Origin of the sequence: Stenotrophomonas sp. CASM114 (genome assembly GCF_049384325.1) — a bacterium.
Lineage (GTDB): Bacteria > Pseudomonadota > Gammaproteobacteria > Xanthomonadales > Xanthomonadaceae > Stenotrophomonas > Stenotrophomonas muris.
Map to the genome: position 1 here is coordinate 227,642 of NZ_JBMRGJ010000003.1, position 18,829 is coordinate 246,470.

Here is an 18,829-nt window from a genome sequence, read left to right on the forward strand (position 1 = left end):
ACGGCCTTCGTCCGGTGGGTGCCGACCGTTGGTCGGCACGCCGGTCAGTAGGTGATCGTCACCGTCACCAGGTCGTTGTAGGTGCCGGCCGGCGGCTGGCCGCTGACCGGTGGCACCCGGCCATGGATGGTCAATTGCTGCGCGCTGCCGGTACCGGTGCCGCTGGCCGTGTCGACGGTCAGGGTATTGCCCCAGCGCAGGCTCCGCGCCGAGTCCCGGTAGAGCTCGTAGGCGAGGTAATAGGTGCTTCCGCCGAGGGTGGTGGCCATGCGCCGGGTGGTGGTGGCGGTGGGATTGTTCTGGCCGTTGTTGAGGCCGACCTGGAAGGCAGTGTTCTTCAGGCAGGTCAGGGTGAGGGTGGCGGTCCGGTCGATGTTGGCCGGAATGCCGCCGGTGACGTTGCCGAAGTCCATGGTGGTGGTGACGTAGCTGCCACATTGCGGCAGCACGTTGGCGGTGGCGGTGAAGCTGAAGGCTGCACTGGCGCTGTTGGTGCCGGTGGCGCCGCCATTGCAGGTGGCGGGCACGGTGGCGGTACCGAGCAGGACTTCGTTCCAGGCCCAGGTCAGGACCACGTTGGCCCCGCTGAAGGTGCTGCTGTACGCGCCGGAGGCCAGGATCTGGTTGGCCGGGATCTGCCCGAACAGCTGTATGGACTGCGCGCCGCTGCCGCCCGTCACCAGCGGCACGTTGTAGGTCATGGTCAGTTCCTGCGCAGGTGGCGTGCCGCGCGGCACCAGTCCGGTGACCTGGCCGAAGCTGGCGTTGTTGTACAGCTGGAAATTCAGGGTGTCACTGCTGGAGGTGGCCATCGTGCGGAAGGTGGAACTGCTGCCGCCGCCACTGCCTGCGCCGATGCCCACGCAGACGCGCACGCCGGTGGTGGCCAGCAGGCTCAGCGCGGCGGTGGTGCAGGTCACCGTGATGTTGAGGTTGGCCGTACTCGGGCCGGGTGCATTGCTGTTGATGTTGCCGAACGGCAGGGTCGGATTGGCGACCGCCGTGCAGACCGCGGTGGCACCGGCGGGCGCCGCTGCCAGCAGGCCGGCCCAGAGCAGCAGGACGAGCAGCAGCACCCTCATGGCGCCACCTCCGGGATGCACTGCTGCGGCGCCGGCTTCGGCCGTGCGCCGGACGCCACCACCTTGGGCAGGTCCGGCACTTTCACGCGGCAGGGGCCGCGGCTGGTGGTGACGTACAGCACGCTGCCGGCGGCAACGTCTTCCAGATAGAGCAGGCCGTCGTAGCCGACCGTGGCCTGGCGGCCATCGGGCAACCGCACCTCGCTGCCGACCTCCAGAGGCTGGCCGTCCATTGCCAGCAGGGTCAGGCTCAGTGACGGCCGCGAGCGCAGCTGGAAGGTCACGCGGGTGCCGGCGCGCTGGCGCGGGGTCACCCAGTCCTCGATGCGGTCGGCGCGCATGTCTTCGGGCAGGTCCAGGGTGTCGATCGAGACCCGGTTGCGCTGCCAGGACAGCAACGGACTGACCAGCAGCAGGCCGCGATCATCGGTGACGCCGATCAGGCGGTTCTCCAGCCGCACCGGGACGCCGCCGACCCCATTGGTGCTGATCACCGCGAACGCATCGGACACCTCGCGCGTGGCGAAGGTGTGCCCGCCCATCCACACCAGGCTGCCGCTGGCGCTGGCGTAGGCATAGTTGAGTCCACCCTGGCGCGAGGCGCCGAACGAGTAGCGACCGACATCGTTGAGGATGCCGACCTCGGCCAGGCCGCCGTTGCCGTCCTCGCCGTGGCGCAGCTGCGCGCGCCAGCCGACGCCGCCGGCGCTGCCATCGCCCGGCACTGGCTGGGTCACGTCCGCCACCCAGCTCTGGCTGTCGCCGTTGCGCTGGCTCGAAAGGCTGGCCTGGCGGTTGTTGCCCAGGCTGGCAGTCACCGACAGGTAGATGCTGCGGTCGTCGCTGCGGTCCAGGTTCTGGTTTACCGAAAGATAGGCCGACCAGCGCTGGCTCCAGGTACGTGACCAGAACAGGCTGGCATAGCGGTTGTCGTCTCCATCCGGGTAGCGCAGGCGCAGATAGCTGGCGCTGAGCGTGCCCAGCCGCAGCAGGTCCAGGCCGAGCGTGGCCTGCTCGCTGATGCTCGGCGGCAGGTTGCCCTGCAGCGCGCCGAGGTCGCGGTAGTCGCCGTGGCTGCGTACGCTGCGCAGATTGACGTTGAAGCGACGGTTGTTCCAGCTGTAGCCCAGCGCCCATTGCCCACCCTGCAGGCCGTGGTAGCCGCTGTGCGCATAGGCGGCATTGAACACGCCAGCGGCGCCGAGCAGCCACCAGCCACCGACACCGGCCTGGGCCAGGCCGCCGCCGCCTTCGGCATGCGCCTCGCCGGTGAACGTGTCGGTGACACCGCCGCGCCAGCTGGCACTGGCCACCGTGCGATCGTCATAGGCGAAGGAGCGCTGGCCAAAGTCCTCGCGCAGGTGGCCGACGCCGGCCGACCAGTCCGAAAGGCCCCTGGCCAGCAGCTGCTGGGTGCCATAGAAACTGAAATCCAGCGTCTGCATGCGGCCGAACGCATCGGTCACCACCACCTGCGCGTTACCGGTGCCGCTGATGCCGGGCTGCGCCGCCAACTGGAAGGGCCCGACCGGCACCTGGCCGCTGTACTGGCGCAGGCCATCGACATACAGCTCGACCGTGGAGGGCACCACCGCCTGGCCGAGGAAGCTCGGCGTGGGCGTGAGCACGCGGTAGGGCTGCAGGCCGTAGTTGCGGCCGATCTGCAGGCCGCCCAGGCGAACCGGGCGGGTCCAGTCGACGAAGCCGCTGTAGAAGTCACCGACCTCCAGCGTGGTTGCACTGTCCGGGAAATCCAGGCTCCAGCGTGTGTCCAGGCGCACGCTCTCGCCGCGCCAATGGCGGTCGCCGGGTTGCTGGTAGCGGCGGCTGATGGCGGTGTTTTCGAAGGTGCCGTTGCCGATACCGAACACGCGCAGCTCCGCGCTCAGGCTGAGGTTGCCGAGCGTGTCCACCCGGCTGCCGTAGACGTCGTAGTTGAGCAGCACGCCGGGCGAGGCACTGCCGGTGGGCGCGCGCGTCTGCGGGCGGCTGAGCACGGTGGTGGGCAGGATGAGCTGGTCCAGCGGCACGTCCAGTGCCAGGGTCTGCATGTGCGCGTCATAGCGCACCACCGCACCGCTGATCTGGTCCAGGTAGACCGGCGCATCGCCGCTGGCGTTGAAGCCAAGCTGGCGCAGCACTTCGGGGCTGGCCTGCAGCCGGCCGCGGTTCTCGGTGAATGGCAGCAGGCCGCGCGGGGTGCTGTTGAGCGACACATCCAGGTACAGCGCCTGGCTGGCGGTCAGCGGGGTCGGGGGAGGCAGGATGGCATCGGCCGACACGCCGGATACATCAACGGCCGCCACGCCGGACACATCGGCGGCCTCGGTCGCCGCGGGAGCCAGGGCCGCCAACAGCGCGCCCATCAACGCCTCAGCGAGCCGGTGGGGGCGACAGTGGCGTCTGTTCCGACTCGCCATTGAGCTTGGCCGTGATCTGGTCGTTGTCGCGGTCGATCGCCGTGCGTTCGATCGGCCAGCGCATCACCTGGCCCGGCAGCACGTAGCCCAGCAGCCCGGGATGGACAATGCGCGGGCGCGCGGCGCTGCCCAGCGCAAGATCGGCGATCTGTGCGTAGCTGTCGCCCGTATTGGCGACTTCCACGCCATTGCGGCCGTCCGCCAGTTTCACCAGGTGCGCCTGCAGTCGTGGGGCCAGGCGGCCGGCCGAAGGCTGCACGAACACCGGGATCGAATAGCGCAGCACGAACTGCATGCCCTCGGCACGGGTGGCCAGGTCGGGTACCTCGTCCACGATCAGCCGGTAGTGCCGCTGTGCAGGCGGTGGCTCGCTGTCCGGACGCATCACCCGCACCAGCTGCTGCTGGCCGGCGGCCAGTTCCTGCATCGGCGGCGTGGCCATCACTTCATCGGTGGGCAGCAGCTGTTCCTGGCCGTCCTGCTGCACCCAGCGGAACACGCGCACCTGCAGCGTCACCGGTGAGGTGCCGCTGTTGGTCAGCCACAGCTCGCCGGCACGCTGGCGGGCTTCCAGCTGCAGGCTGGTCGGGGCGACCTGCAGGCTGGTGGCGCCGGCACCGGCGGGGGCCAGCAGGTACAGGGCGAGCAGCGCCACGCCGGTGGCGCGCCACGGGCGGGGTCCGGCCATGCGGGCGTGCTCCATCAATAGGTGATCGTGGCGGTAACCGTATCCAGGTAGTTACCGGTGGCCGGGTTGTTGGTGCTCAGGTTCAGGATCTGGCCATAGACGATGTAGGGCACGGCCAGGCCAGTGCCGATGCCGGCCTGGGTATTGGTGCCGGTTGTGGCGCCCCAGACCAGGGTATGTGCGGCATCCTGGTAGAGCTGGTAGCCGACATAGTTGTTGGCGGTCACCGCGGCATTGGTGTTCTTCATGCGCCGGGTGGTGACGTCGTTGGCGGTGCCGGCGTTGGCGCCCGCGTTCAGCGCAATCGTGTAGGGCGTCAGTGCCGAGCACTGCGCGGTCACCGTACCCTGGCCCAGGGTGGGCGTGGCGGTGGTCGAGGCCGCCGTGCCGAAGTCGACGTTGGTGGCGGCCGCCGCCGTGATGGTGCAGGCCTTGGTGACCACCAGGGTGACGTTGAAGGTGGTGGTGTCGGCGGCCAACGCCGGGCTGGAAAGCAGCAGCCCGGCCATGACCCATGTCAGCGGGGATCGAACTGGGGATCGCATGGACAACCTCCCTGACCCGAAGGTCCGTTGAACAAGGCGAAGACGGCACGTTCGGCGCCGCTTTGACGACAGTGGGTCCAGCTTAGGAGGCGTAAGTGTCTGTAATCCGTGATAAATAGGCAGGCGCAAGAGTGGAGGCCATCACGCTTTCACTTTCCTTGCCGGAATCGTGCATGGCCCGGATCGCCAGTTGGGCGGCGTTCGTTCAGATTGCGGCCGGATCGGCGATAATGGGTGCCATGAGCGTGAATCTGAAAACCCCGCAGGAAATCGAGATGATGCGCATCGCCGGCCGCCTGGCCAGCGAAGTGCTCGACATCGTCACCCCCCACGTCAAGCCCGGTGTCACCACCGAGGAACTGGACCGCATCTGCCACGACCACATCGTGAACGTGCAGCGTGCCATTCCGGCCAACGTCGGCTACCGCGGCTTCCCGAAGACCGTGTGCACCTCGGTCAACAATGTGATCTGCCACGGCATCCCCAGTGAAGGGAAGGTGCTCAAGGATGGCGACATCATCAATATCGACGTCACCGTCATCAAGGACGGCTGGCACGGCGACACCAGCCGCATGTACTTCGTCGGCACCCCGTCGGTGATGGCCCGCCGCCTGGTGGAAACCACTTACGAAGCGATGTGGCGCGGCATCCGTGCGGTGCGTCCGGGCGCCACCCTGGGCGACATCGGCCATGCCATCCAGAGCTACGCCGAAGGCGAGCGTTTCAGCGTGGTGCGCGAGTACTGCGGCCACGGCATCGGCAAGGTCTACCACGACGAGCCGCAGGTGGTGCATTACGGCCGCCCGGGCCAGGGCCTGGTGCTGCAGCCCGGCATGACCTTCACCATCGAGCCGATGATCAACGAGGGCACCCGCTACAACAAGGTGCTGCCGGATGGCTGGACCGTGGTGACCAAGGACCGCAAGCTGTCGGCGCAGTGGGAGCACATGATCGCGGTCACCGAGACCGGCGTGGACGTGTTGACCCTGTCGCCAGGCGAGTCGCAGGTTTCCTGAAGATGCTGCCGGCGAGTTCGCTGCTGGACACGCCGGCCGCGTCGCTCAACGACCCGGATTGGGCTGCTGCCGCGCGCCAGGCGCTGCAGCAGGCCGACGCGCGCCTGTACCGCCGCTTCGACCAGGGCGACAACATCGAGCGCCTGCTGGCGTTGCGCGCGCGCGCTGCCGACCATCTGATCCGCCTGGCCTGGCAGCGCTGCCTGCCGGCCGACAGCGGCCTGTCGCTGTTCGCGGTCGGCGGCTATGGCCGCGGTGAACTGTTCCCGCGTTCGGACATCGACCTGCTGGTGTTCGGCGATCCGCCGGCACAACTGGCGCACGAGGCGGCATTGGCGCGCCTGTTCGCGCTGCTGTGGGACTGCGGATTGGCTGTCAGCCATGCGGTGCGTTCTGCATTGCAGTGCCGGGAGGCGGCGGCTGACCAGACCGTGCTGACCGCGTTGATCGAGGCGCGCCCGATCCTGGCCGATGATGCTGCGCGCCGCGCGCTGCGCGAGGCGATCGACGACCGCGAACTGTGGCCGGCACGCGCCTTCTTCCTGGCCAAGCTGGAAGAGCTGCGCAACCGCCACCAGCGCTTCGGCGATACCGCCGACAACCTGGAGCCGGACCTGAAGGATGGCCCCGGTGGCCTGCGTGATCTCAATACGCTGGGCTGGATGGCGTTGCGTGCCTTCGGCGTGCGCGACCTGGAGGCCCTGGTCGGGCTCGGCCACCTGGGCGCCGACGAAGCCGCGGCGTTGAAGCGCGAACGTGCAGTGCTGGCGCGGTTGCGCTTCGGCCTGCACCTGGTCGCGCGCCGTCCGGAAGAGCGCCTGCGTTTCGATTACCAGAAGACCCTGGCCGCGCGGCTGGGCTTCGAAGACGATGCCGAGAACCTCGGCGTCGAGAAGATGATGCAGGGCTTCTACCGCGCCGCGCTGGTGGTGCGCCGGATCAGCGACCGGCTGCTGCAGCGCTTCGAGGAACAGTTCGACGGCGAGGCCCAGCCGGAGCCGCTGACCGTGGGTTTTTCCCTGCGCCGTGGTTACCTGGCCGCCAACGAGGCCGACTGGCCACGCGGCGACATCGGCCAGGTGTTCGCCCTGTTTTCCAGCTGGGCCAACAACCCGCAGGTACGCGGCCTGCATTCGCTCACTGCGCGTGCACTGGCCGAGTCGCTGCCGCTGCTGCCGGCCTATGACCAGGCCGATGCCGATGCACGCGAGCAGTTCCTGGCCCTGCTGCGCGGCCAGCGTCCGGTCGATACGCTTTCGCGCATGGCGCGGCTGGGCGTGCTTGGCCAGTGGATTCCCGCGTTTGCCCAGGTCAGCGGGCGCATGCAGTTCGACCTGTTCCATGTCTATACGGTCGACCAGCACACGCTGATGGTCCTGCGCAACATCGGCCAGTTCGCCAGCAGCCGCGCCGACGAGCGCTTCTCGATCGCGCACGAAGTGTGGCCGCGCCTGCGCAAGCCGGAACTGCTGCTGCTGGCCGGCCTGTTCCATGACATCGCCAAGGGCCGCGGCGGCGACCACTCGGAGCTGGGCGCGGTGGACGCGCGCGCGTTCTGCCAGGCGCATGCGCTCAGTGGCACCGATACCGAGCTGGTGGCATGGCTGGTCGAACAGCACCTGCGCATGTCGGTGACCGCGCAGAAGCAGGACATCGCCGATCCGGTGGTGATCCATCGCTTCGCCACCCTGGTCGGCAGCCGCGACCGCCTGGATTACCTGTACCTGCTGACCTGTGCCGACATCGCCGGCACCAGCCCGAAACTGTGGAATGCCTGGAAGGACCGCCTGCTGGCCGATCTGTACTTTGCCACCCGGCGCGCGCTGCGCGAGGGGCTGGAGCACCCGGTACCGGCCGCCGAGCGCGTGGCCGAGGCACGTGACAGCGTGCGCGCACTGGTGCGCGAGCAGGGTTACGACGATGCCACCATCGACCGCCAGTTCGCGGTGATGCCGGATGAGGGCTTCATCCGCCTGCGCCCCGAGCAGCTGGCCTGGCAGGCCGCCGCACTGGTGCCGGTGAAGCAGGGCCAGGCGCTGGTGAAGGTGCGCCGGATCAGCGTCGACGACCCGGCGCTGGAAGTGTTCGTGCACTCGCCCGACCGTGATGGCCTGTTTGCCGCGATCGTGATGACCCTGGACCGCAAGGGCTACGGCATCCATCGCGCGCGCGTGCTGGACGGTCCGGCCGACACCATCTTCGATACCTTCGAAGTGAACCCGGCCGACACCTTTGCCGATGGCAGCAGTGCCAACCTGGAAGCGGCGCTGCGCGAGGCACTCAGCGGTGACCTGTCGCGCCTGCGGCCGTCGCGCCGGGTGGTACCGCGGCAGCTGCGGCACTTCCGCTTCGCCCCGCGCATCGAGTTCCGCGATGAACCGGGCGCAACCCGATTTGCCCTGGTCGCCCCCGACCGTCCCGGCCTGCTGGCCGATGTGGCGTTCGTGCTGCGCAACCAGGGCCTGCGCGTGCATGATGCGCGCATTGCCACGTTCGGCGAACGCGCCGAAGACACCTTCGTGATCAGTGACGAACACGACCTCCCCCTGACTGAACCTGCCCGGCAGCAGCTGCATGACGCGATGCTGGCCTGCCTGGACCCTGATCGAAACGCCGGAGACCCCGCCTGATGGCCACCAAGCCCGCCAAGAAGACCGCCGCGACCCCCAAGAGCGCAGCGGCCCGGAAACCCGCTGCTGCCGCACCGGCCGCGAAGAAGACCCCTGCGCCGAAGAAGGCCGCTGCGGTGAAGGCCCCGGCGAAGAAAACGGCTGCAGTGAAGCGTGCTGTGAAGAAGCCGGCCCCGGCCAAGAGTGCCGAAGCCGTCCGCGCCGAAACCATCGCCCGCAAGTCGCTGCGCAAGCCGTCGGCACCGGGCGTGGAAGAACTCAAGTTCGGCATCGAGAGCGCCTTCGAGCGCCGCGCCACCTTGACCCTGCACGAGCTGGAAGGGTCGACCAAGCCGCTGGTCAACCGCGTGATCGACGGCCTGGAGAGCGGTGAGTTCCGCGTCGCCGAGCCGGACGGCCAGGGCGGCTGGAAGGTCAATGAGTGGCTGAAGAAAGCCGTGCTGCTGTATTTCCGCGTCAACGACATGGCGGTGGTCGATGCACGCCCGGCGCCGTTCTGGGACAAGGTCGAATCGCGCTTCGCCGGCTATGACGAAGCGAAGTTCCGCCGTGGTGGCGTGCGCGTGGTGCCGGGCGCGATCGCCCGCCGCGGTACCTACTTCGGCAAGGACGTGGTGCTGATGCCGAGCTTCACCAACATCGGCGCCCATGTCGGCGAAGGCACCATGGTCGACACCTGGGCCACCGTCGGTTCCTGCGCGCAGATCGGCCAGCACTGCCATCTGTCCGGCGGCGCCGGCATCGGTGGCGTGCTGGAGCCGCTGCAGGCCAGCCCGACCATCATCGAGGACCACTGCTTCATCGGTGCGCGTTCGGAAGTGGTGGAAGGCGTGGTGGTCGGCCACCACAGCGTGATCGGCATGGGCGTGTTCCTCAGCCAGAGCACCCGCATCTACAACCGTGCCACCGGCGAGGTCACCTACGGCTACATTCCGCCGTACAGCGTGGTGGTGTCCGGCTCGCTGCCGAGCAAGGACGGCACCCACTCGCTGTACTGCGCGGTGATCGTCAAGCAGGTTGATGCCAAGACCCGCAGCAAGACCAGCGTCAACGACCTGCTGCGCGGCCTGGCTGACTGAAGATGACGGCGCCGGAGGATCTGGCGCAGTCCGCGATCTACCAGCATCCGTCCGACACCCTGTTCGGGCGGATGCTGCCGCGCCTGCTGCACGCTCCACGCTGGTCCCGGCTGCGCCGCGCGCTGTCGCGGCGCTGGCCGATGCCGGCGCTGGTAAGCGATGTGCGCGACGTGGTCTACGTGAGCTGGTGGGTCGACGTACGCCAAGCGCCGATGCCACCACCAGGCCATCACTACGTGGTCCATGCCGGACGCACGCCCTACACCATCCTCAGCTACCGGCACGGCCACTTCGGGCCCGCGCTGGCCGGGCCGCTGCGCTCGCTGATGCCGTCTCCCCGGCAGAGCAACTGGCGCTGGTACCTGCGTCGTGACGACGATCGGGACGGGACGCCAGTGGTGCTGTTTGATCGCAACGTGATGGACCAGCTGGCCTTCGTCGCCGGCGCGCGCGCTTTCAGCGATGCCATGCAGCCGCATCTGTCGGTGCGCTTCGCGCACGTGGTGCGCGCCGATGGCGGTGGGTACACCCTGATCGAGGGCGGGCAGGGCAGTGCGCCGGCGCTGCACCTGCAGTGGCAGGGCGCTGCGGGCTGGGACGATGCCGGGTGGGCGGCGGCCTTCGGCGGCCACCAGGCCCTGCTGCGCTTGCTGACCTGCCAGGACGAGGCCATCGCCCGCACCTGCGACCAGCGCTGGGCCAGCACCCGCATTGCTCTGCCGGTGGACATCGCGCAGCTGCAACCGCTGCAGCTGGAAGGCGAACAGCAGTGCCCGCGCCTGCAGGCGATGGGCGTGGCGCTGCACGAGGGGCTGGCCTTCCAGCTGCCAAGGGTACCTTTCCGGGTCGTGTCCGAGCGCCTGTTGTGAGATTCTGGCCCTCTGTTTTCCAGCATCACAGATGGCCATGAGCACCACTGTCTACGGTTTGAAGAACTGCGATACCTGCAAGAAGGCGACCAGGTGGCTGGACCGCTTCGGCGTGCCGTACACCTTCGTCGACTACCGCGACAACAAACCCAGCCCGGAAATGCTGCTGGCGTGGGCCGCGCAGCTGGGTGGCCTGGCCGCGATGGTCAACAGGTCCTCCACCACCTGGCGGCAGCTGCCGGACAACCGCAAGGCCGCCGATTCCGAGGCCGAATGGAAGCTGCTGCTGCGCGAGTACCCGCAGCTGATCAAGCGCCCGCTGGTGGTCACGGCCGATGGCACGGTCAGCCAGGGCTTCAGCGACAACGGCTTCAAGGCCCGCTTCGGCGTGGGTGACGCATGAGCGCGGTGCTCGACCTGACCTGCGAGCTGATCGCGCGGCCCTCGGTGACGCCCGATGATGCCGGTTGCCAGGCGCTGCTGGCGGCACGCCTGAAGCAGGCCGGGTTCCAGTGCGATCACCTGCGGCTGGGTGAGGTCGACAACCTGTGGGCGACCCACGGCCAGGGCGCGCCGGTACTGGTGCTGCTGGGCCATACCGACGTGGTGCCGACGGGCCCTCGCGAGGCCTGGGCCAGCGATCCGTTCAGCCCGCAGATCCGCGATGGCGTGCTGTATGGCCGTGGCGCCGCCGACATGAAGGGCAGCGTGGCGGCGTTCGTGGTGGCCGCCGAGCAGTTCGTTGCCGCGCATCCTGATCATCCCGGCACGCTGGCGGTGCTGCTGACCAGCGACGAGGAAGGCGACGCCATCGATGGCGTGCGCCACGTCGCACGCCTGTTCGCCGAACGCGGCCAGCGCATCGACTGGTGCATCACCGGCGAGCCGTCCTCGACTGCGACGCTGGGTGACCTGCTGCGCGTGGGGCGTCGCGGCAGCCTGTCGGCCAAGCTGCGCGTGCAGGGCGTGCAGGGCCACGTGGCGTATCCGGAGAAGGCACGCAACCCGATCCACCAGGCGGCGCCGGCCCTGGCCGAGCTGAGTGCGCGGCGCTGGGATGACGGCTACGAAAGTTTCCCGCCGACCAGCCTGCAGGTCTCCAACATCCATGCCGGTACCGGTGCCAACAACGTGATTCCCGGCGAGCTCGAGGTGGATTTCAACATCCGCTACAACCCGCACTGGGACGCACCGAAGCTGGAAGCGGAGATCACCGCGCTGCTGGAACGGCATGGCCTGCAGTACACGCTGAAGTGGCACCGCAGCGGCGAGCCGTTCTACACCCCGGAGGGCACGCTGCGCGCCACCGCGCGTGCGGTGCTGGCCGAGCACATCGGCCGTGCACCGGAAGAAAGCACCGGCGGCGGCACCTCCGATGCACGCTTCATCGCGCCCTTGGGCGCGCAGTGCATCGAAGTGGGGCCGGTCAACGCCAGCATCCATCAGGTGGACGAGAACGTGCGCGTGGCCGATCTGGAGGCATTGCCGGGGCTGTACCAGCGGCTGGTGGAGCGGCTGCTGGCGTGAACCTGCGACGCTGGGTGCCGACCGTTGGTCGGCACGCCTTTCGCCGGCATTGCTTTCCTGTAGAGCCTAGCCATGCTCGGCTGCTTCTGCGGGGAATGCCCAGCCGAGCATGGCTCGGCTCTACTCAGAAAAAATGAAGAACGGCGGCTCGACCGCTTTTTCCCAGTAGCTCGGCGCCGCCATGTAGAAGCGCTGCGCCTCGGCCCGGGCGAACCAGCGTGCGGCTGCGTCGGTGTCCTTCTCCACGCCCGGTGCACCGCGGCCCAGCAGCAGTCCGGCGAAGTACTGGCCGAACACATTGCCCTTCTCGCCGGCACGCTGGTACAGCTGCAGCGCACGTGCGGGATCGCGCGGCAGTCCCATGCCCTTTTCCAGCAGCGCGCCCAGGTCTACCTGCGCTTCGGCATCGCCACGCTCGGCGCGGCGCTGGATCTGCGCAACCAGTGGATGCACGGTGCCATCCTGTGCGGCCACCGCATCCGGTAGCCGTGACGATGAACTCGGGTAACGCTCGTAGATCATTCCGCGCAGGTCCCAGCGCAGCGCCTGTTGCGCGTCGCCTCGCTGACGATAGGCCTTGGCGAGTTCGTAGAACGCATAGGGATTGCCGTGGTAGGCCGCCGCCAGGTAGGCGCGTTCTCCGCGTCGCCAGGACGCACGCAGCACCGGCGCCGGATTGATGTGGGGGCTGTCGGCATGCCGCAGCGTGCCGGAGATCCAGATCCTGCCCAGTGCTTCTTCCGCCTTGGTGTTGTGGAAGGTCCAGGGTGTGACCGCGGCGGCGCGCTCGTAGTAGGCGATGGCGCGCGGATCGTTGAAGCGTTCGAAGGTTTCCGCGGTATCGAAGGCACCCTCGAAGCTGCCGTCGGTGCCGTGTTGCTCCAGGCCCTGCAGCTGGGCCGGCGGCAGGGGCGAGGGTGGGGCCAGGGTCTGGCAGGCGGCCAGGCCCAGGCAGAACAGGGCGGCCAGCGCCGCGTTGCGTCCAGTGCGGTGTTGCATTTCCATTACACGTTTCACGGCGCGCCATTATGCGCGCCGGGGAGTGGTTGCCAACGCAACGGTTGCACCATGCCGGAAACCGGGGTAGGGTCAATGCCATGTCGATCCGCCTGGCCACCGCCGTCAATAGCAACAACCGCAATAATCTGCGCGCGAATAATCGTGCGCGGCCGATGCGGGACTGCGCCCTGGGTAGATAGACAGCAACACACGCCCGGACACCAGAAAACCCGCATCGGTCGATGCGGGTTTTTTTGTGCCCGGGCGTGGTCCCACCCGGGCCTGGATGGCCGGTCGAACACCCTCCCACCCGTGAAATCCCCAACAGGAGCTCCCCCATGTGTTCGATCTTCGGAATCTTCGGCCTGCAGGCCGGTGACGATCTTCCCGCCCTGCGCCGGCACGCGCTGGAACTGTCGCAACGCCAGCGCCACCGTGGCCCGGACTGGAGCGGCGTGTACCTCGACGAAGGTGCGCTGCTGGTCCATGAACGGCTGGCCATCGTCGATCCGGCCGGTGGTTCGCAGCCGCTGCTGTCGGCCGATGGCCAGCTGGCGCTGGCGGTGAACGGCGAGATCTACAACCACCAGGCGTTGAAGGCGGCGCTGACCACCACCTACGACTTCCAGACCGGCTCGGACTGCGAGGTGATCAACGCGCTCTACCGCCAGGGCGGCGCGCCGGCGCAGTGGCTGGAACAGCTCAACGGCATCTTCGCCTTCGCGCTGTGGGACCGTGACAGTGGACGCGTGCTGGTGGCGCGCGACCCGGTGGGCGTGGTGCCGCTGTACTGGGGCCACGATGCCCAGGGGCGCTTGCGCGTGGCCTCGGAAATGAAGGCGCTGGTCGATACCTGTGCCGATGTCGCGCAGTTCCCGCCGGGCCACTGTTTCGACAGTGCCAGCGGTGAGCTGGTGCGCTACTACCAGCAACCGTGGCGCGACTACGCCGACGTGCAGGGCCGCCGGGCCGATCTGGCTGAACTGCGCCAGGCGTTCGAGCATGCGGTGGAGCGCCAGCTGATGAGCGATGTGCCTTATGGCGTGCTGCTGTCCGGTGGCCTGGACTCGTCGCTGGTGGCGGCGGTGGCCGCGCGCTATGCACGTCGTCGCATCGAGGATGGGGGACAGACCGAAGCCTGGTGGCCGCGCCTGCATTCGTTCGCGATCGGCTTGAAGGGCTCGCCCGATCTGGCCGCCGCAGCGATCGCCGCCGAAGCGCTGGGCACCGTGCATCACGGTTTCGAGTACACGTTCGAGGAAGGCCTCGATGCGCTGCCGGAGGTGATCCGCCACATCGAGACCTACGACGTCACCACCATCCGCGCATCGACGCCGATGTTCCTGCTGGCGCGGCGGATCAAGGCGATGGGCGTAAAAATGGTGCTCTCCGGCGAGGGCAGCGACGAGATCTTCGGTGGCTACCTGTACTTCCACAAGGCACCGGATGCGCGTGAATTCCACGACGAGCTGGTACGCAAGCTCGACGCCCTGCACAACTACGACTGCCTGCGCGCCAACAAGTCGATGATGGCCTGGGGCGTGGAGCCGCGCGTGCCGTTCCTCGACCGTGAGTTCCTCGATGTGGCGATGCGCTTCGATGCCGCACACAAGATGGTCGGTGCCGGTTTTGGCGGCCGCCGCATCGAGAAGGCCGTGTTGCGCGAGGCGTTCGACGGCTACCTGCCGGACAGCATCCTGTGGCGGCAGAAGGAACAGTTCAGCGATGGCGTGGGCTATGGCTGGATCGATGGGCTGAAGGCACATGCCGAGGCGCAGGTGAGCGACCGTGTACTGGCGGCCGCCGACAAGCGCTTCCCGCACAACCCGCCGCAGACCAAGGAGGCGTACTACTACCGCCACCTGTTCGAGCAGTTCTTCCCGAGCCGGGCAGCGGCCGAGACCGTGCCGGGAGGCAAGTCGATCGCCTGTTCGTCGCCCGCGGCCATCGCCTGGGACGCCAGCTTCGCCGCGGCGGCAGATCCCTCCGGTCGCGCGATCGCCGGCGTGCACGAGCAGGCACTGGCCTGAGCACCCCAAAAAGGGGACGGAGGGGATTAAGTCGTTTGTGCCATTAACGCCTTAATCCCCTCCGTCCCCTTTTTGTATGATCGCCCCCTGCACATTGGGGAATGTTCATGGACGTACAGGCAGGCGGCAACGCGCCGCCCACGAAATGGGGATGGCGCTACCTGGCGTGGGCCGGGGTTCCGTTGCTGGCTGGCGTGCTGCTGGCGCGGTATGCCGGGCCGGCGGCGCCCGAGGCGGTTGCCCGTGCCTCCGTCGCCGCCGAAGGCGGCTGGCTGCAGCATCTGGCGTCTCCGCTGGGCCTGTTCCTGCTGCAGCTGCTGGTACTGCTGCTGGTGGCCAAGGGCGCGGGGGCGCTGCTCAAGCGCATGGGACAGCCGGCGGTGATCGGCGAAATGGCCGCTGGCCTGATGATGGGGCCGCTGGTGCTTGGCAGCCTGCTGCCGCAGCTGCATGGTGCGCTGTTCCCGGCCAGTTCGCTGGGCCCGCTGGGCATGCTCAGCCAGCTGGGCGTGCTGATGTTCCTGCTGGTGGCCGGTGCCGAACTGGACCTGGCGGCGCTGCGTGGCCGCCGGCGTTTCGCCTTTACCGTCAGCCATGCCGGCATTGCAGTGCCGTTCGTGCTCGGCGTCGCCTTGGCGATCTGGCTGTATCCGCGGCACGGCCCACAGGGGGTGGGCTTCACCGCATTCGCACTTTTCGTAGGCATCTCGATGAGCATCACGGCCTTCCCCGTGCTGCTGCGCATCCTGGCCGACCGCGGGATCACACAGACGCCGCTGGGGCAGACCGCGATCGCCTGCGCTGCCTTGGGCGATGCCACCGCGTGGTGCCTGCTGGCGCTGATCGTGGCTGCCGCCCAGGCCAGCGGCTGGTTGCCGGCCAGCCTCAACCTGGTGTGCGTGGTCGCGTTCGTGGCGCTGATGCTGGGGCTGGTGAAGCCGTGGTTCGCGCGCCGGCAGATTGCGCCGGGCCGTGAGGGGCGCTGGCTGCTCGGCATCCTGCTGCTGTCGCTGGGCAGTGCGCTGGTCACCGAGATGCTGGGCATCCACGCGCTGTTCGGCGCGTTCGCTGCGGGTGTCGCGGTATCGTCGAACGCGCAGCTGCGTGACCTGCTGATGGCACGTGTCGAGCCGTTCGCGGTCACGCTGCTGCTGCCGTTGTTCTTCGCCATGACCGGGCTGCGCATGCGCGCCGATGCGCTGCAGGCCAGCGACATCGTGCTGTGCGTGGTGGTGATCGCGGTGGCCACGACGGGCAAGCTGCTGGGCACCTTCAGTGCCGCGCGCAGTGCCGGCATGCCCACGCGCGAAGCGTGGCGGCTGGGCGCGCTGATGAACACCCGCGGCCTGATGGAGCTGATCGTGCTCAACCTGGGGTATGAGCTGGGCCTGCTCGGTGACCGCCTGTTCGCGGTGCTGGTGATCATGGCACTGGTGACCACGGCGATGACCGGGCCGCTGCTGAACCTGATCGAACGGCGCAGGGCCTGAACGTTGAACGGTAGTGCCGGCCGCTGGCCGGCAACCTGGTGATGCTGGACACACCTGCATGGATGCCGGCCAGCGGCCGGCACTACCGCGCTGGCACCAGTGTCATCACGTGCTGCGTCTTGCCCGGCAGGAACGGTGTCGGGCGCCCATGCACCCAGTCCTCGTGGCCGGCACCCCAGTACGGTGACAGCGGATGGCCGCTCTGGCCGCCGGGCATGTGCACGATGCCGTCGGCCTCGTGGCCGGGCGAGACCACCATGCGCTCGGAGGCGCCGAAGTTCGGCGTCTGCACGCGCGGCATGTCCCGGTCGCCGGGCAGGCGGTCGGCGGGCATGCACAGCCAGCGCTTGGCGATGTCCGGCAGCGCCCGTGCGATGGGGTGGCAGATCGCCGCGGTATTGCGTTCACCCCAGCTGCGCTTGGCCAGCGGCCCCTGCTTGGCCAGCTCACCCTCGGTACGGCGGGCGGCGTCGATCAGCAGCGCATCCCAGCTGTCGAAGGCCGGTGGCAGCAGGTTGGCCGGGCGCTGTTCCAGCATCGGCCAGGCCACGCCTTCCAGCTGTGCCAGGCGTGGGTCCAGGTAGGCATCGCCCAGCTGCGCGTTGGCCGGGGCCAGCAGTGCATCGGACAGCGTGGCCATGACCTGCGTGCGGAATTCACGCACCACCCGGTAGCTGACCGAACTGGCCGAGGCGCGCCCGCCCCATTGATGGCTGGCCTCCTTCAAACGCTTCAGCGCAGGGTCGTCACTGCGTTCGATGACGTCGTGCAGCAGAGCCCACCAGCGCTGCAGGAACACCGCGCGGTCGTCGAGCTGGATCGCCAGAAGGTCGTGCTCGTCGAAGCGCTCCTGGATCGCCAGCAGGTCGCGGATCTGCCGCGCCCGCGCACCCAGGTCATAGCCGCCGTTGCCGACGCTGGCGAGTGCCTCGCCGTCGAGGACGCGTCCATTGGCGGTCCACAGGCGATGGTTGGGGGGATCGATCAATGCCGGCGAGGCATCGCTGCGGATCGGCCACGGCGCGCAGCCCTGGTTGCTGGCGGCATTGAAGCCGGCCGGTGCACAGCCGGGGCCGCGGTCCGGGCGAGCGCCGATCAGGCGCCAGGCAATGCGCCCGCTGCGATCACCGACCACCAGGTTCTGTGCGGGGATGCCGGCACGGTCGGCGAAGTGCAGTGCACCGTCGAGGTCACCGGCGCGGGCCAGGTCAGCGAAATCCAGGCGTACGGCACCGGGCAGGTGTGCGACCCAGCGCAGGGCGTCGCCACTGCCATCGGCATGGGTATGCAGGATCGGCCCCCAGTCGGTTTCGCGCACCGCGAACAGCACGTCGGCCTGGCCGGCCACGGCGATGCGCTCTTCGTGCACGGTCACGGCGGCGCTGGCCGGTTCCGTGCGATAGTCCGCCGTGTCGATGTAGCTGTTGGTGAAGCCCCAGGCGACGTGCCCGTTGCTGCCGACGATCACCGCCGGCAGGCCCGGCAGGGAGAAGCCGGTGACATCGACCTGGCCGCCGGCGGCCTGCGGGTCGGGGTAGCGCAGGCGCACGCGGAACCACAGGCCGGGTGCACGCAGGCCCAGGTGCATGTCGTCGGCAACGATGGCGCGGCCGTCGGCGGTAAGCGCGCCGGCCACCGCGAAGTTGTTGCTGCCGATGAAGTCGCCCTCTTCCTGCTCAGTGCCCGTTTTTCCCTTCAATGTGCGCAGGTCCAGCTGGCTGGCATCGGGCAGGGCGGCGTTGCCGGTGGGTTCGCCAAACAGCGGCGCATCCCATTCGGTGCCGTCGTGGGCGATCAGTGCGTACAGCGCCGGCGGCACCACTGCGCGGATGCGGCTGAGCGCAAGCTCGGTCTGGTTGCCGGGATCCTGCAGGTCGGCATACATGGCCAGCCCGGTCAGCACGCTGTCGCTGGCCTGCCACGGTTGTGGTGATTGCCGCAGCAGCAGGTAGGCCCACGGGCGCACGGAGAGATCGGCCAGGCCTTCGTTGACGCCATCCACGTAGGCGCGCACGGCTATGCCGTTGTCGCCCAGTGCGGCCTGCAGATTCGCCTCGGTGCGTGCACGCAGCCGGTGCACGCGCATGCGCTTGTCGGCGTCGATGGCCTTCGGCCCGAACAGCGCCGACAGCTCGCCAGCGGCACTGCGGCGCATCAGGTCCATCTCGAAATAACGTTCCTGCGCGTGTACGCGGCCGAGCGCACGCATCGCGTCGGCCTGGCTGCCGGCAGTGATGGTGACCACGCCCAGCCCATCGCGCTCGATGGTGACCGGCTTGGCCAGCCCCGGCAGCGCATGCTCGCCGTCCAGGTCGGCCAGGCTGCCGCGCAGCAGCAGCCACAGCACCAGTGCGGTGACCAGCACGATGGCGATCAACACGCCCAGCACCCAACGCCATGTACGTCGCATCGCACGTCCTTTCCGAACTCGTGGGCCGATTGTAGCCGCAGGCG

The 18,829-nt window shown here is 68.5% G+C and carries 14 protein-coding genes; 8 read left to right on the plus strand and 6 right to left on the minus strand.

Features of this window, described 5'->3' with window-relative positions; all coding sequences use genetic code 11:
- Window positions 1-44 precede the first annotated feature (44 nt).
- Genes VG566_RS05610 through VG566_RS05625 form a run of 4 tightly spaced genes read right to left on the minus strand, consistent with a single transcriptional unit; the run spans window position 45 to window position 4,735 of the window.
- Window positions 45-1,082 carry a Csu type fimbrial protein gene (locus tag VG566_RS05610; protein WP_014646505.1) on the minus strand — a complete coding sequence of 346 codons (1,038 nt, stop codon included), beginning with the start codon at window positions 1,080-1,082 and terminating at the stop codon, window positions 45-47.
- Window positions 1,079-3,448 carry a fimbria/pilus outer membrane usher protein gene (locus VG566_RS05615; RefSeq protein ID WP_241884176.1) on the minus strand — a complete coding sequence of 790 codons (2,370 nt, stop codon included), beginning with the start codon at window positions 3,446-3,448 and terminating at the stop codon, window positions 1,079-1,081. Before VG566_RS05615 ends, VG566_RS05610 begins: the two co-directional genes overlap by 4 nt.
- A gap of 7 nt (window positions 3,449-3,455) precedes the next feature.
- Window positions 3,456-4,205, minus strand: a complete 750-nt coding sequence (locus VG566_RS05620; protein WP_049403820.1) for a fimbrial biogenesis chaperone — start codon at window positions 4,203-4,205, stop codon at window positions 3,456-3,458.
- Window positions 4,205-4,735, minus strand: a complete 531-nt coding sequence (locus tag VG566_RS05625) for a Csu type fimbrial protein (RefSeq protein WP_032956855.1) — start codon at window positions 4,733-4,735, stop codon at window positions 4,205-4,207. Before VG566_RS05625 ends, VG566_RS05620 begins: the two co-directional genes overlap by 1 nt.
- A 230-nt stretch (window positions 4,736-4,965) precedes the next feature.
- Here VG566_RS05625 and map point away from each other — a divergent pair, with 230 nt between their 5' ends.
- Genes map through dapE form a run of 6 tightly spaced genes read left to right on the plus strand, consistent with a single transcriptional unit; the run spans window position 4,966 to window position 11,856 of the window.
- The gene (gene map, locus VG566_RS05630) at window positions 4,966-5,751 is read left to right on the plus strand and encodes a type I methionyl aminopeptidase (protein WP_241884177.1); all 786 of its coding nucleotides are present in this window, start codon (window positions 4,966-4,968) and stop codon (window positions 5,749-5,751) included.
- Window positions 5,752-5,753: 2 nt separating this feature from the next.
- On the plus strand, window positions 5,754-8,381 hold the full coding sequence (locus VG566_RS05635; RefSeq protein WP_014646510.1) for a [protein-PII] uridylyltransferase: 2,628 nt from the start codon (window positions 5,754-5,756) through the stop codon (window positions 8,379-8,381).
- Entirely contained in the window at window positions 8,381-9,460 is a 1,080-nt protein-coding gene (gene dapD / locus VG566_RS05640; protein WP_049403826.1) for a 2,3,4,5-tetrahydropyridine-2,6-dicarboxylate N-succinyltransferase, read from the plus strand. Before VG566_RS05635 ends, dapD begins: the two co-directional genes overlap by 1 nt.
- A gap of 2 nt (window positions 9,461-9,462) precedes the next feature.
- Window positions 9,463-10,329 (plus strand): hypothetical protein, encoded by an 867-nt coding sequence (locus VG566_RS05645; RefSeq protein ID WP_241884178.1) that lies wholly within the window; start codon window positions 9,463-9,465, stop codon window positions 10,327-10,329.
- 31 nt (window positions 10,330-10,360) lie between these two features.
- Window positions 10,361-10,732 (plus strand): arsenate reductase, encoded by a 372-nt coding sequence (locus VG566_RS05650; protein ID WP_014646513.1) that lies wholly within the window; start codon window positions 10,361-10,363, stop codon window positions 10,730-10,732.
- The gene (dapE, locus tag VG566_RS05655) at window positions 10,729-11,856 is read left to right on the plus strand and encodes a succinyl-diaminopimelate desuccinylase (protein WP_049403828.1); all 1,128 of its coding nucleotides are present in this window, start codon (window positions 10,729-10,731) and stop codon (window positions 11,854-11,856) included. Before VG566_RS05650 ends, dapE begins: the two co-directional genes overlap by 4 nt.
- Window positions 11,857-11,976: 120 nt before the next feature.
- Here the strand turns inward: dapE and VG566_RS05660 are convergent, their stop codons facing one another.
- Window positions 11,977-12,855, minus strand: coding sequence for a tetratricopeptide repeat protein (locus VG566_RS05660; RefSeq protein ID WP_100449986.1), 879 nt, complete (start codon window positions 12,853-12,855; stop codon window positions 11,977-11,979).
- Between the two features lie 338 nt (window positions 12,856-13,193).
- On the opposite strand from VG566_RS05660, the gene asnB reads away from it, so the two are divergent.
- Both asnB and VG566_RS05670 read left to right on the plus strand, forming a co-directional pair.
- The gene (gene asnB / locus VG566_RS05665) at window positions 13,194-14,885 is read left to right on the plus strand and encodes an asparagine synthase B (protein ID WP_241884179.1); all 1,692 of its coding nucleotides are present in this window, start codon (window positions 13,194-13,196) and stop codon (window positions 14,883-14,885) included.
- A gap of 101 nt (window positions 14,886-14,986) precedes the next feature.
- Window positions 14,987-16,375 (plus strand): cation:proton antiporter, encoded by a 1,389-nt coding sequence (locus VG566_RS05670; protein ID WP_241884180.1) that lies wholly within the window; start codon window positions 14,987-14,989, stop codon window positions 16,373-16,375.
- A gap of 82 nt (window positions 16,376-16,457) precedes the next feature.
- Here VG566_RS05670 and VG566_RS05675 read toward each other — a convergent pair whose 3' ends face one another.
- Window positions 16,458-18,785, minus strand: coding sequence for a penicillin acylase family protein (locus VG566_RS05675; RefSeq protein WP_241884745.1), 2,328 nt, complete (start codon window positions 18,783-18,785; stop codon window positions 16,458-16,460).
- Window positions 18,786-18,829 lie beyond the last annotated feature (44 nt).

Coding starts and splice junctions, on each gene's coding strand:
- VG566_RS05610 (WP_014646505.1), bottom strand. CDS start 1,082: ATGAGGGTGCTGCTGCTCGTCCTGCTGCTCTGGGCCGGCCTGCTGGCA.
- VG566_RS05615 (WP_241884176.1), bottom strand. CDS start 3,448: ATGGGCGCGCTGTTGGCGGCCCTGGCTCCCGCGGCGACCGAGGCCGCC.
- VG566_RS05620 (WP_049403820.1), bottom strand. CDS start 4,205: ATGGAGCACGCCCGCATGGCCGGACCCCGCCCGTGGCGCGCCACCGGC.
- VG566_RS05625 (WP_032956855.1), bottom strand. CDS start 4,735: ATGCGATCCCCAGTTCGATCCCCGCTGACATGGGTCATGGCCGGGCTG.
- map (WP_241884177.1), top strand. CDS start 4,966: ATGGGTGCCATGAGCGTGAATCTGAAAACCCCGCAGGAAATCGAGATG.
- VG566_RS05635 (WP_014646510.1), top strand. CDS start 5,754: ATGCTGCCGGCGAGTTCGCTGCTGGACACGCCGGCCGCGTCGCTCAAC.
- dapD (WP_049403826.1), top strand. CDS start 8,381: ATGGCCACCAAGCCCGCCAAGAAGACCGCCGCGACCCCCAAGAGCGCA.
- VG566_RS05645 (WP_241884178.1), top strand. CDS start 9,463: ATGACGGCGCCGGAGGATCTGGCGCAGTCCGCGATCTACCAGCATCCG.
- VG566_RS05650 (WP_014646513.1), top strand. CDS start 10,361: ATGGCCATGAGCACCACTGTCTACGGTTTGAAGAACTGCGATACCTGC.
- dapE (WP_049403828.1), top strand. CDS start 10,729: ATGAGCGCGGTGCTCGACCTGACCTGCGAGCTGATCGCGCGGCCCTCG.
- VG566_RS05660 (WP_100449986.1), bottom strand. CDS start 12,855: ATGCAACACCGCACTGGACGCAACGCGGCGCTGGCCGCCCTGTTCTGC.
- asnB (WP_241884179.1), top strand. CDS start 13,194: ATGTGTTCGATCTTCGGAATCTTCGGCCTGCAGGCCGGTGACGATCTT.
- VG566_RS05670 (WP_241884180.1), top strand. CDS start 14,987: ATGTTCATGGACGTACAGGCAGGCGGCAACGCGCCGCCCACGAAATGG.
- VG566_RS05675 (WP_241884745.1), bottom strand. CDS start 18,785: ATGCGACGTACATGGCGTTGGGTGCTGGGCGTGTTGATCGCCATCGTG.